Annotated in this window: 11 protein-coding genes; 10 read left to right on the forward strand and 1 reads right to left on the reverse strand. The window is 39.2% G+C overall.

Going from position 1 to position 12877, the window contains the following annotated elements:
- Nucleotides 1-132 precede the first annotated feature (132 nt).
- The 4 genes from ACN6NE_RS20745 (at nucleotide 133) to ACN6NE_RS20760 (ending at nucleotide 3780) form a co-directional block, all read left to right on the forward strand.
- Nucleotides 133-1569 (forward strand): NAD(P)-binding domain-containing protein, encoded by a 1437-nt coding sequence (locus ACN6NE_RS20745; RefSeq protein WP_129708272.1) that lies wholly within the window; start codon nucleotides 133-135, stop codon nucleotides 1567-1569.
- A 35-nt stretch (nucleotides 1570-1604) separates the two neighbouring features.
- Complete coding sequence (locus tag ACN6NE_RS20750; protein ID WP_013056580.1) at nucleotides 1605-1931, forward strand: Na-translocating system protein MpsC family protein; 327 nt, start codon at nucleotides 1605-1607, stop codon at nucleotides 1929-1931.
- A 185-nt stretch (nucleotides 1932-2116) separates the two neighbouring features.
- The gene (locus ACN6NE_RS20755) at nucleotides 2117-2365 is read left to right on the forward strand and encodes a ferredoxin (protein WP_129708275.1); all 249 of its coding nucleotides are present in this window, start codon (nucleotides 2117-2119) and stop codon (nucleotides 2363-2365) included.
- A 38-nt stretch (nucleotides 2366-2403) separates the two neighbouring features.
- Nucleotides 2404-3780 (forward strand): NCS2 family permease, encoded by a 1377-nt coding sequence (locus ACN6NE_RS20760; protein ID WP_474326995.1) that lies wholly within the window; start codon nucleotides 2404-2406, stop codon nucleotides 3778-3780.
- Between the two features lie 80 nt (nucleotides 3781-3860).
- Here ACN6NE_RS20760 and ACN6NE_RS20765 read toward each other — a convergent pair whose 3' ends face one another.
- Nucleotides 3861-5195, reverse strand: a complete 1335-nt coding sequence (locus ACN6NE_RS20765) for an ArsB/NhaD family transporter (RefSeq protein WP_129709669.1) — start codon at nucleotides 5193-5195, stop codon at nucleotides 3861-3863.
- A gap of 472 nt (nucleotides 5196-5667) precedes the next feature.
- On the opposite strand from ACN6NE_RS20765, the gene ACN6NE_RS20770 reads away from it, so the two are divergent.
- The 6 genes from ACN6NE_RS20770 (at nucleotide 5668) to ACN6NE_RS20795 (ending at nucleotide 12775) form a co-directional block, all read left to right on the forward strand.
- The gene (locus ACN6NE_RS20770; RefSeq protein WP_474326997.1) at nucleotides 5668-6660 is read left to right on the forward strand and encodes a thiamine pyrophosphate-dependent dehydrogenase E1 component subunit alpha; all 993 of its coding nucleotides are present in this window, start codon (nucleotides 5668-5670) and stop codon (nucleotides 6658-6660) included.
- An 18-nt stretch (nucleotides 6661-6678) separates the two neighbouring features.
- Nucleotides 6679-7713 (forward strand): alpha-ketoacid dehydrogenase subunit beta, encoded by a 1035-nt coding sequence (locus ACN6NE_RS20775; RefSeq protein WP_474326999.1) that lies wholly within the window; start codon nucleotides 6679-6681, stop codon nucleotides 7711-7713.
- 24 nt (nucleotides 7714-7737) lie between these two features.
- Nucleotides 7738-8967, forward strand: coding sequence for a dihydrolipoamide acetyltransferase family protein (locus ACN6NE_RS20780; protein ID WP_129708285.1), 1230 nt, complete (start codon nucleotides 7738-7740; stop codon nucleotides 8965-8967).
- 16 nt (nucleotides 8968-8983) lie between these two features.
- Nucleotides 8984-10363, forward strand: a complete 1380-nt coding sequence (lpdA, locus tag ACN6NE_RS20785) for a dihydrolipoyl dehydrogenase (protein WP_474327001.1) — start codon at nucleotides 8984-8986, stop codon at nucleotides 10361-10363.
- 263 nt (nucleotides 10364-10626) lie between these two features.
- Nucleotides 10627-12504, forward strand: a complete 1878-nt coding sequence (locus ACN6NE_RS20790) for a sigma-54-dependent Fis family transcriptional regulator (RefSeq protein ID WP_129708291.1) — start codon at nucleotides 10627-10629, stop codon at nucleotides 12502-12504.
- 139 nt (nucleotides 12505-12643) lie between these two features.
- Nucleotides 12644-12775: a hypothetical protein gene (locus ACN6NE_RS20795; protein WP_276319816.1), complete on the forward strand. Its 132-nt coding sequence runs from the start codon at nucleotides 12644-12646 to the stop codon at nucleotides 12773-12775.
- Nucleotides 12776-12877: the final 102 nt, after the last annotated feature.

The raw sequence follows: 12877 nt of genomic DNA on the forward strand, positions 1-12877 counted from the left end.
TGGAGATACAATCATATTCCAAAAGTGATAATATAAATATAAATCAAATGATGTTATAAAACCTATCATTTTGTGTTAGGTATAAAATAAACTTTTTATCACGGAGAAACTTTATTGAAAGGAGAGATAACGATGAGCTTAGAAGCTTTAAATAAAAGAGTAGAAACCGATCTTTCTTACCTTTCCTTCAGGAAACCAACAGAGGTACAGCCAATTATCCCTAAGAGCGGACACGTATACGATGTAATCATTATTGGAGGAGGTCAAAGCGGTTTAGGAACGGCCTTTGGCTTGCTGCGAGAACGCGTGTCGAATATTCTTGTTATTGATGAAAACCGTTCGGGTTTAGAAGGTCCGTGGGAAACGTATGCGCGAATGATTACGCTAAGAACGCCCAAAAACTTAACGTCTATCGATTTAGGTATGCCTTCACTTACGTTTCAAGCGTGGTGGGAAGCACAATTCGGCTCAGAAGGCTGGGAAGCTCTTGACAAAATCCCAAGAGGAGACTGGATGAATTATTTGCGCTGGTACCGGAACATTCTTAACCTTCCTGTGGCAAATGAAATAAAATTAACGTTAATTGAGCCTGCAGAAACAGGTATCCATCGCTTGCATATTGAAGGGAATGGAGCCGTGTGTCCTACACTGATGGCACGTAAAGTTATACTAGCTACAGGAATTCAAGGAGGAGGGGAATGGCATGTTCCACCTATGATTTCTGAAAAATTGCCGCCTCATCTTTATTCTCACACTTCACAAACCATTGATTTTACTACGTTGAAGAACAAAAAAGTAGCTGTTTTAGGAGGAGGAGCTTCCGCGTTTGATAACGCCAACTATGCGCTTTCCAAAGGAGTTGCTGAAGCTCATGTATTTGTTCGACGAAAAGAACTTCCCCGTATTAATCCAATCAGACAAATGGAAGCTTCAGGAATGATTGAACGTTTCCATGCTCTGTCAGATGCTGAAAAATATGAGGTGATGGCTCATTTTTTCGAATACAATCAGCCGCCTACGAATGATACATTTGGACGCGCTTCCTCATGGCCAGGTTTTCATTTGCACGTACATGCCCCATGGCTCGATGTCGAGGAAAAACACGACAAAGCAGTTGTAACCACTCCTCAGGGAACGTTTACGTTTGACTATTTAATTATTAGCACCGGGCTTCTAACAGATCCGGCTCTGCGTCCAGAATTGCGACTTGTTGAAAAACACATCGCCCGCTGGAAGGATCATTACAAAGCACCGCATGAAATCGCCAACCCGGTATTGGATGCCCATCCTTACCTCAGTAACGGCTTTGCTTTTTTAAATCGCGATAGGGAAGGTCAAAAAATGGTATATGGCCTTTTTGCTTTTAATTATTCCGCTTTAATTAGCTGTGGAATTTCTGCATCCGCTCTTTCAGGGCTAAAATATGCCATACCAAAGCTCGTATCAGAGGTCGCCAATCAGCTTTTTATTGATAACCGCCATGAGAATTTAACCAATTTCTTTGACTATAATGAGCCTGAATTTATCGGCAGCTGGTCAAAGGACGATAGTCAAGTAAAAACAATATAGCAAAACACATTTTAACAATGAAAAAGGTGAAGCATATGGAGCCGATCTCTAAAAAGAAGATAGCTACTTTGTATACTCAAATTAGCCAAGAGATTTTTAATGTAGGCGTGAATACTCAAAAAATAGATATTATTGATAATAAAATTCTTATTCTAGCTCAATCAAAAAGAATGCCGGCGCTAGAAGCTCTCAGTGAAGAATATAGAGAATTAGTGATGTCTCTTGATGCCGCTTTGTCGACTAAATATAAAAAAATGCTAAAGCAAAAAGTGGAGCTTTTATTTGATATCCAGGTCACTTCTTTATTTAGAGATTATGATCCTGTTACAGAGAATTCTTGTACGGTTATTTGCTTTAAATAACTTCTCTATATAAATTGCAAAACGTTCGATGAAATCGTTTGTTGTGCAAAACACGTAAAAGACGGATGCTTATCTTCTGTTTACAGAAGCAAAGAGCCGTGAAGATAGAAGGATTTCCTTCTGTTTTCACGGCTTTTTTTTTACGGCTTTTTTTATAGATATTTTTATAAAAAAGGAGAGAGAAAATGGCTACATATACACTTGTTGATAAGGAAACATGCATTGCTTGTGGAGCCTGCGGGGCAGCTGCTCCAGAAATTTTCGACTATGATGAAGAAGGGCTAGCAGAGGCTTTTGCTGATTATAACAAAGGTACAGACGCGATAAGGGAAGAGTTAGAAGAAGATTTAGCAGACGCACAGGAGGGGTGTCCAACAGAATCAATTAAGATAGCTTCTGAACCATTTTATAAACAGTCTGTAAAAACTAGTTAAAAGAAGATCAAATCGATACTTAAAGGAGTGAAAAGCAAGTGGCAATTAATGAAAAAATTGAAGCTCAGCATATGGAAGTAACAAAAAAATCAGCACCTAATCCTTCATGGTTAGATAAGCTGTTTAACTTAACCGAACGCAAAACAGATGTAAAAACAGAAATTCTTGCTGGAATTACTACTTTTGTGACAATGAGCTATATTATCTTTGTTAATCCGACGATTTTAGCAGATGCAGGCATTCCAAAAGAAGCGGCAATTGCGGCGACGATTTTTGCCACTGTCTTTGCAACTCTTTTGTTTGCATTGTGGGCGAACATGCCTATTGCAGTAGCACCCGGAATGGGGCTAAACGCTTTTTTTACGTATACAGTGGTATTGGGTGAAGGATTAACGTGGCAAACAGCTTTAGGAGCCGTATTTATTTCAGGCGTTGTGTTTTTTATTTTAACGATAACAGGCTTACGCAAGAAGATCATTGAAGGGATACCCGCTATTTTAAAAAGTGCTATTTCCGTTGGAATCGGTCTATTTATTGCATTTATCGGCTTTAAGCAAGCAGGAATTATTGTAAGCAACAAAGAAAATTTAGTTGCTCTTGGTCAACTTACAAAACCGGGTCCGTTACTTGCTTTATTAGGTTTTATCGCGGTAACTGTATTAACTGCTCGAAAAATTAAAGGAGCTGCCCTAATTACCATTTTGCTAGTATCAATTTCCGGGATGGTGCTGGGCATAGTAGAAGCACCAAAAAACATCAGCAGCGTGGTGTCGTTGTCAATGCCGAGCATGTCAGAAACTTTTTTACAAATGGATATTAAATCAGCTCTTCATTACGGTCTTTTCTCTATTATTTTTTCATTTACACTTGTGGAGCTATTTGATAATTTAGGATCGATGATTGGATTATCTAAAAAAGCTGGATTGATGGATGAAAAAGGAGAAATTAAAGGGTTAGATAAAGCGCTTATGGCGGATTCTCTTGCGACTGTAGCCAGTGCTGCTATGGGGTCTACCGCAATGAACGCGTATGTAGAAAATGCTGCGGGAATTGCAGAAGGAGGCAAAACAGGTCTTAAAGCACTGGTCGTTGCTATTTTGTTTTTGGTGAGTATCTTATTTACTCCATTAATTAGCATTATTCCTTCTTTTGCTACAGCGCCTATTTTAATTATGGTTGGAGCTCTCATGTTAACAGAAATAAAAAACATTCCTTTAGACGAGATAACAGATGCTGTGCCTGCTTTTTGTACCATTATTTTAATGCCGTTAACGTTTAGTATCGGCGAAGGCTTAGCGTTAGGGTTTTTATCTTATACATTCGTTAAATTGTTTGCTGGCAGGGCGAAGGAAATTCACTGGATTATGTATATTATTAGCACCGCTTTTATTATTAACTTCGTTTTGGCCGCTTGAGTTCATATAGCTACAGTAAAAAAGACTTCTCAACTGAGAAGTCTTTTTTACTGTTCATGTAGATTTCAATTTCTCTTCCCTTACAGAAATAAAAGGTAGCGAAGAAAGATATACAACGTTGAAATCAAAAGAGATACAAGCATAATTGGAGCTCCAATTTTCAAAAAATCCATAAACGAAAATTTATGTCCTTTTTTCACAGCCATACCAGCTACAATGACGTTGGCAGACGCTCCAATTAACGTACCGTTTCCTCCCAAACATGCTCCTAGAGCCAATGACCACCATAGTACATTGATTTGAGCAGAATCAGGACTCATTCCCATTCCGTGAGCCATATCTTGAATAAGTGGAATCATTGTAGCAACAAAAGGAATGTTGTCAATAACAGCTGAGGCAATTCCACTAATCCACAAAATGAGATAAGCTGACAGTGCGATGTTGCCGTCTGTAACGTTTAAAGCGCCAGCAGCCAGCTTTTTAATAATGCCTACATCGATTAATCCTCCGACAAGAACAAACAAACCTGCAAAGAAAATAATAGTTGTCCATTCAACAGAATCAAATGCGCTTTCTACTTCATCGTGAGTTTTTAATCCGATTACCAATAGCACAGCTGCACCTGTAATAGCTACCATAGCGGCATCGATATGCAAAACAGAATGCAGGGTAAAACCTAGAATCGTTAATACTAATACAGTTAACGATTTTTTCATTAAAACGGAATCTTGAATATAATCTTTTTCATTTAAACTCATTAACTCTTGCTTTTTACTATCTTCTACTTTTAACTTTTTACGATAGATAAGAACAAGAATCCCCAGCGTAACAACACCGATAATCAGTACTGCAGGAGTTAGATTTAATAAAAAAGCATTAAAATCAAGGTGAGGATTCGCTGCTCCAATCATGATATTGGGCGGGTCTCCTATTAAAGTTGCCGTTCCCCCAATATTTGAAAACAGCACTTCTGATATAAGAAACGGAAAAGGATTAATATTTAAAATAGTAGTGATGGAAAATGTAACCGGAACAATTAATAACACGGTTGTTACATTGTCTAAAAAAGCTGATCCGACGCCTGTTAAGATCGATAAAATAACTAGAATGCGAACAGGATCACCTTTAGCGATTTTAGCAGACTTGATGGCTGCGTATTGAAACACACCCGTTTTATTTGTAATGCCGACTAAAATCATCATACCCATAAGAAGGACAATAGTTTCCCACTGAATGTGTTCGGTAATAGCATTATTAAAATCAACAATGCCTAACAAAATCATTAGTATAGCACCTAAAAGAGCTGCTGAAGCGCGATTGATCTTTTCGGTCATAATCAGAAAATATGTAATGATAAATATAATAATGGCTGCGTATACATGAAAACTTGTAATGTGTTGAATTGCATTGTGCATAACAGTAACCTGGCGATATGTCATCTAGACATCACGAAGTGTAGATGACAAAAACTTTGGATGTTTTCCAGGTTTTCACCTCATCTTTCATCGTTTAATTTACATCCAACTTTACGGTAAAACTTCTTTAAAAACCGTTTTGCTTTAACGAACCTCCTTTAAAAGCTTTATTATTCTTCAAAATCAGATGATTCCTTCAGCATTATATCATATTTACATGAAAGCTTTCTTGTTAATTATTTGATGTGGTTTTCATCCTGTGCGCTTATTATGTGCCTAAATTCAGTTTACATAATTGATTCCTTTAAGATTGGACAAAGTTAGACAAAGTTGGAACAGTGTTCAACCTTGTCTAACTTTATGAGGCTAAATACAACCATAGATTGCTAGTATAAAGCGATTTTACTATTGGCACGGTACTTGCAAGATCAGTTAAGTGAAGGCTAGAAATCAAACGAGGAGGCTTACCATAATGAAAACTGCTCAAAATAAAACAGAAAAGCTTACGAAAGAAAAAGCCAGCTGGATGTATCAGAAAATGGTAGAAATTCGAAAGTTTGAAGATGAAGTACATCAAATTTTTGCAAAAGGGGTACTGCCTGGTTTTGTTCATCTGTATGCAGGTGAAGAAGCGGTAGCAGTTGGAATGTGCGCTCATCTTAATGACAGTGACAGTATTACGAGCACTCATCGGGGACACGGTCATTGTATTGCTAAAGGCGGCGATTTAGATGGCATGATGGCTGAACTTTTTGGAAAGGTAACGGGGTTAGGCAAAGGAAAAGGCGGATCTATGCATATAGCAGATTTAGATAAAGGAATTTTAGGAGCAAATGGAATTGTAGGAGGAGGCTTTCCGCTTGCATGCGGTTCGGCTTTAACCGCTAAGTATAAAAAGACAAAAAATGTAAGCGTTTGCTTTTTTGGAGACGGAGCGGGCAATGAAGGGACGTTTCATGAAGGAATTAACTTAGCAGCCATTTGGAAACTGCCGGTTGTTTTTGTTGCTGAAAATAATGGTTACGGGGAGGCAACTCCATTTTCTTATGCTTCGAGCTGCAGCGCGATTGCAGACCGTGCCGCATCTTATAACATTCCAGGGGTACGAGTGGATGGAAAAGACGTGATGGCAGTTTATGAAGCAGCTGCAGAAGCTATTCAACGAGCACGCAGAGGGGAAGGGCCAACGTTAATTGAATGTGTAACGTATCGAAATTACGGGCATTTTGAAGGCGATGCTCAAACGTATAAATCAGGCAATGAAAAGAAAGAACATCTCCAGGAAAAAGATGCTATTGCTCTTTTTGAAAACTACTTGCTTTCAGAACAAGTAGTAACAGAAAAAGAGCTTAGAGATATTGAAGGTAATGTAGAAACAGCAGTAAAACGCGCAGTTGAGCTAGCAGAAACAAGCGATTATCCTGATGCTTCGGAACTATTAACGGATGTTTATGTATCTTACTAATTAAAGGGGGAAAAGAAAATGACTAGAAAATTAAGTATGTCTGAAGCTATCAATGAAGCAATGAAACTGGCGATGCGAAAAGATGAGAATGTGATTCTGCTGGGAGAAGATGTAGCTGGCGGAGCGGAAATTGACCACCTGCAAGATGATGAGGCGTGGGGCGGGGTCCTTGGAGTGACAAAGGGACTTGTACAAGAATTTGGACGTGAAAGAATTCTTGATACGCCTATTTCAGAAGCAGCTTATATAGGAGCTGCAATGGGAGCTGCAGCTACAGGGTTAAGACCGGTTGCAGAATTAATGTTTAATGACTTTATTGGCTGCTGTTTAGATCAAGTGCTGAATCAAGGCGCGAAATTTAGATACATGTTTGGAGGAAAAGCTGAAGTGCCCGTCACGATTCGAACGACTCATGGAGCAGGGTTTAGGGCTGCAGCTCAGCATTCTCAGAGCTTGTATGCTTTGTTCACTAGTATTCCTGGCATTAAAGTAGTGGTGCCTTCTAACCCTTACGATGCAAAAGGATTATTGTTAGCGGCAATTGAAGACAATGATCCGGTTATCTTTTTTGAAGACAAAACATTGTACAACATGAAAGGTGAGGTTCCTGAAGGCTACTATACGATTCCGTTAGGAAAAGCGGACGTGAAACGCGAAGGAACAGATTTAACCATTGTAGCGATTGGAAAACAAGTAAATACTGCACTTACGGCAGCAGATCAACTGTCTCATAAGGGAATTAACGTAGAGGTAGTGGATCCGCGAAGTCTATCACCTTTTGATGAAGAGACCATTCTTTCTTCTGTGGAAAAAACGAATCGATTAATTGTTATTGACGAAGCCAATCCAAGATGCAGTATAGCAACAGATATTGCTGCGCTAGTTGCTGATAAAGGATTTGACATGCTTGATGCACCTATTAAACGAATTACAGCACCACATACACCTGTACCATTTTCACCTCCATTAGAAGATATTTATCTGCCAACACCGCAAAAAGTAATTGAAGTTGTATCGGAGTTACTAGGAGATAAATCGCTTTTAAGCGTGTAATTTTAAAAAAGGAGGAGGAAGCAAATGGCTGCAGAGGTTGTAATGCCAAAACTGGGTATGGCAATGAAAGAAGGAACCGTTTCGACGTGGAATAAAAAAGTTGGAGACTCCGTTTCAAAAGGAGATATGATTGCAAGCATTAATTCTGAAAAAATCGAAATGGAGATTGAAGCGCCGCAGGACGGTGTAATTCTTGATATCCTTGTACAAGAAGATATAGGAGTGCCTCCTGGAACGATTATCTGTTATGTTGGAAATCCAAACGAGAAGCTCACTGAGCAAAACAGTTCAGCAAATGAGCTGCAAGCGCCTAAAAACGAGGTAGCGGCTGCTATCTCTTTAGAAGAGCCGCCAGCAAACGCAGCTCCATCAAAAAAAAGAAAAGAAACTGTGCTTATTTCACCAATTGCACGGAAAATAGCAGAATCTAAAAATCTTAATGTTGAAACGATTAAAGGCACAGGACCAAAAGGAAGAATCACAAAAGCAGATGTGGAGAAAGTGCTGGCGGAAAGTGCTTCAGAAGCGAGTCCCCCACCGGCAGAAAGAGATAATCCCGCTATAAACAAAGAAACGCTTCCAGTAGCGGGCATGAGGAAAGTCATTGCAGGTCGAATGCATAATAGTTTATTAAACAGTGCCCAATTAACGATTAATATGAAAGCTGACGTGACGGATTTACTGTCTCTTCAGCGAGAAATCAAAGATGTGATCGAACAACGCTATAAGGTGAAAATCTCTCTAACCGATTTTATTGCTCGCGCTGTTGTTTTTTCACTTCAAGAACATAAACAAATGAATAGTGCCTATAGCGATAACGAAATTCATCTCTATAACCATGTTCATCTTGGAATGGCCGTAGCTTTAGAAAATGGGTTAGTTGTTCCTGTTATGCAACATGCTGAAAAGATGTCGTTAGTTGAATTAGCTGCAGAGCTTAAAACACGAGCAGCGGATGCTCGGCAAGGTCAGCTGAGTGCTGATAGAATGCAAGGTTCTACATTTACTATTACTAATCTAGGTGCTTACGGAGTAGAGTATTTTACACCTGTATTAAACCCGCCTGAAACAGGAATTCTTGGTGTTGGAGCTACTGAAGATGTACCGATGTATCAAGGAGACGAATTACAAAAAAGAAACTTGCTGCCTTTAAGCCTGACGTTTGATCATCGCGTACTGGACGGAGCACCTGCAGCCAATTTCCTTGGAACCATCAAACAATACTTAGAACAGCCTATTTTACTACTCTTATAGAAAGATGGTGCATTCCGTGAAACCTTTAGTTGTCATTGGCGGCGGCCCTGCAGGATATGTGGCGGCCATTACCGCTGCCCGGCAAGGGAAACAAGTTACGTTAATCGAACAAAAAGATTTAGGTGGAACCTGTTTAAATGAGGGCTGTATGCCAACAAAGTCATTATTAGCAAGCGCGGAAGCCTACGAGAAAATCAAGCAAGCTGAGCAATTCGGCATCACTCTTCCTTTGGAACAAGTGAAAATTAACTGGGATGGCGTGCAGCATCATAAAACAGCCATTGTTAAAAAACTGGTTCAAGGAATTGGCTATTTGATGAAAAAGAACAGTATTAAAGTCATGAAAGGTGAAGCTTCGTTTTTGACAAATCATCGTCTAGCCGTACAAAACGAAAACCAGGTAGAAGAGGTAGAGGCTGAACAGTTTATTATTGCTGCGGGTTCAGAACCTGCTAGCCTGCCATTTGCTCCTTTTGATGGAAAGTGGGTCATTCACAGTGGACAAGCGATGTCGCTGCCTGCTATTCCTTCATCTCTTTTAATAGTAGGAGGAGGTGTAATTGGATGTGAATTTGCAAGCATTTACAGTCAAATGGGAGCAAAAGTAACGATTGTGGAAGCTGCGGACCAGCTGCTTCCTGGTGAAGATGCCGACATCGCATTTACGTTACAGGAAGAGTTAGAGAAAAAAGGAGTAGCGATTTATACATCCGCTTCGCTAACAGAAATGCAGCCAGAACATAAAACGGCTCTATTTAAACATAAAGAAGAGCTGCATGAATTGCAAGCTGAGTATGCATTAATTTCAATTGGAAGAAAACCTAGAGTGCTAGGTTTGGGTTTAGAACAGGTTGGCGTACATTTTTCAAAACAAGGAATTGATGTTAATAAGCATATGCAAACGAATATACCTAACATCTATGCTTGTGGAGATGTAGTTGGCGGAATTCAGCTTGCTCATGTCGCCTTTCATGAAGGCACAGTTGCTGCTTTACACGCATGTGGAAAAGATAAGAGCGTAAATTATCGAGCTGTACCTCGCTGCATTTATACTCACCCTGAAATTGCAAGTGTCGGTGTGACAGAAAAGCAGGCTCGAAGCGAATACGGCGATATTCGCGTCGGAGAATTCTCGTTTACAGCAAACGGCAAAGCGATGATTGCCAATGAGTCCGTTGGAAAAGTGAAAGTAATCGTAGAACCACAGTTTAATGAAATTATTGGGCTTTCCATTGTAGGTTCACATGCTACAGAATTAATTGCACAAGGAACCATTATGATGCATGGAGAGTTGACCACAGATATAATGGAAGACTTTATCGCTGCCCATCCTACATTATCTGAAGCCATTCACGAAGCTCTTTTGCAGTCAGCGGGTCAGGCCGTTCACTCATGATTATACAAGTGCTCAAGTTATTAAGCTCTTTAAGGATGAAAAGTAAAAATGAATGATTTAAAAAGTAAACTAGAGGATGAAGGAATCATGGGAGAGGTATAGGGATTTTCCTGCATCCTCGTCTAGTTTTTCTATTAATTTTTACATAACGTAAGCTTAAGAATCTATCTTTGATAATGATAACGTTTTCTTTGTGATTTATAATAATAGTAACAAGCCTTGATTTACTATATTCAATCAAGTTTATAGGGGAGAGGTAAGAAATGGAATCTACACTTTCTTTAAACACATGGAAACGTTTTGTAAACGAAGGGGCACTTGAATCGTCAAGGTTAAACGACATTATTGTAAAATCATGGCATCGTTGTAAAAGCGCAGATGTTAATCCTTACCTAGATAAAGGCAGATCAATTTTAAGAAACGAAGATTTTCATTCTCGAAAACAAATGAATTCTTTATTTCTTGAAACGGCTTTGCCGCACTTAGAAAGAATAAGACAATCAGCGGCAGATTTAGGAATGGTTGCTCTATTAATTGACCCAGAAGGCTATATTTTATCTATTACAGGAAATAGACTTACACTGAATGAAGCAAGAAAAATTAATTTTGTGGAAGGTGCTTGTTGGACAGAGAAAGAAGTAGGAACAAATGCAATCGGTACGGCTCTGCAAACGGAAGAACCCATTATGATAACAGGTACAGAACATTATTCGATTGCTTCGCATCAATGGAGCTGTTCGGCGGCGCCTGTTCGAAATGACGACGGAAATTTAATTGGGATTATTAATATTTCCTGTCCCGTAAACAGAGCGCACCCTTATATGCTTGGAATGGTTACGTCCATTGCGTATACAATCGAACGGGAGCTAAGCATTCGAATGCATAAAGACGAAATTGAGTTGGTTCATGCTTCTATGAATTTTGTCGATAGCAAGCAGCTCTTGCTTCTTTGCAATTACAAGGAAGTAATTGTAGGAGCAAGTAAAACCGTTCGGGAATGTATACCTAAATGGTCAGGCCAACAGTTGAATACGATTGTACAACAGGGATTTCGTATAGTGATGGAAGTGCCTGTAATTTCAAAAAAATACGGTCATTCTATTGGAAAGATTGTTTACTTATCAGAAGAAACGACTTATAACCAAACAACTAAACAGATCTCTGCTCAATCATTTTGTTTTAAAGGAGAAGCAGGCATAAGCCAATCTTTTCAGCGAACACTAGAAGAAATGAAGCATGCGGCTCCTACGGATACAACGGTCTATATTTTAGGGGAAACAGGCACTGGAAAAGAAGTAGTGGCGAGAACGATTCATGAAAACAGCTCGCGTAAAAATGGACCTTTTATTGCTCTTAATTGTGGTGCCATTCCGAAGGAACTTATGGAAAGTGAATTATTTGGCTATGCGGAAGGAGCTTTTACAGGAGCACGGCGTCAAGGATATCAAGGGAAGTTTGAACAGGCTAATCATGGTACGATTTTTCTTGATGAAATAGGTGAACTTCCTCATTCTATGCAAGTTTCTTTGTTAAGAGTATTGCAAGAGCGCAAGGTCACGCCTGTGGGAAGCAATCAGGAAATTTCGGTAGACATCCGGATTATTACCGCTACTCATCGAGATCTTCGCCAACTTGTCAATGAAGGGAAGTTTCGAGAAGATTTATATTACCGACTTCACGTGTATCCCGTGCATGTTCCGCCTTTACGGGAAAGAAAAGAAGATATTCCGCATCTTATGCGGTACTTTTGTCAAACGAATGATTGGAATATGAATTTCCCCAAGGAATTAGTGGATAAATTGATAGATTACCAGTGGCCCGGAAACATTCGAGAATTATTTAATGTACTTGAACGCTTGAAGATTTCGCTAAACACGGACTCAGAAAAAGAGACAATATTGAATTATTTGAGTTCTTTAAACCTTGGTGGTCAGAGGAACCTCTCTCACTCTGATACTTCACAAGAAATAGAAGAAAACGATTTCACGTCCTTACCCGCACTCACATTTCGTGAAAAAGTTCAAAAAGACTTAATGATGGATGCTTTACGTAAAACGCAGGGAAATGTGTCACTGGCCGCTAAGCTGTTAGATATACCACGAAGTACATTTTATAACAGATTAAAAAAATTCAATTTGTAAGCTGAGAGTTTTTAACTGTTTTAAATTTAGAAGAAGTAAAAAACGAACCATTGATTGATCAAGATTTTTGATTAGTGGTTCGTTTTTTTTGTTATGATAAGCGTGGTTTCGATTTGTTTTAAGTTCTTCTAGCAGTTGATTGGAGGGCAAGACGAAGACTCCTGCGGGCTCAGCGGCCGCCCACGGCGGAAAGCGAAGTCTTGCACGGAAAGCAACTGCCGTGTCACAAGCGGTTCAGCTCATGTATCCTATTTGTTCGTCTTTAGATTGAATTGATTTCGTTATATCTCAATTTTTTAAAAATTTAATGAGAAATGTACGTATATTTTATTATCAGATTATTCTGTACTATATACAGTATATTGTATACAAT

This window comes from Priestia sp. 53B2, assembly GCF_056099005.1.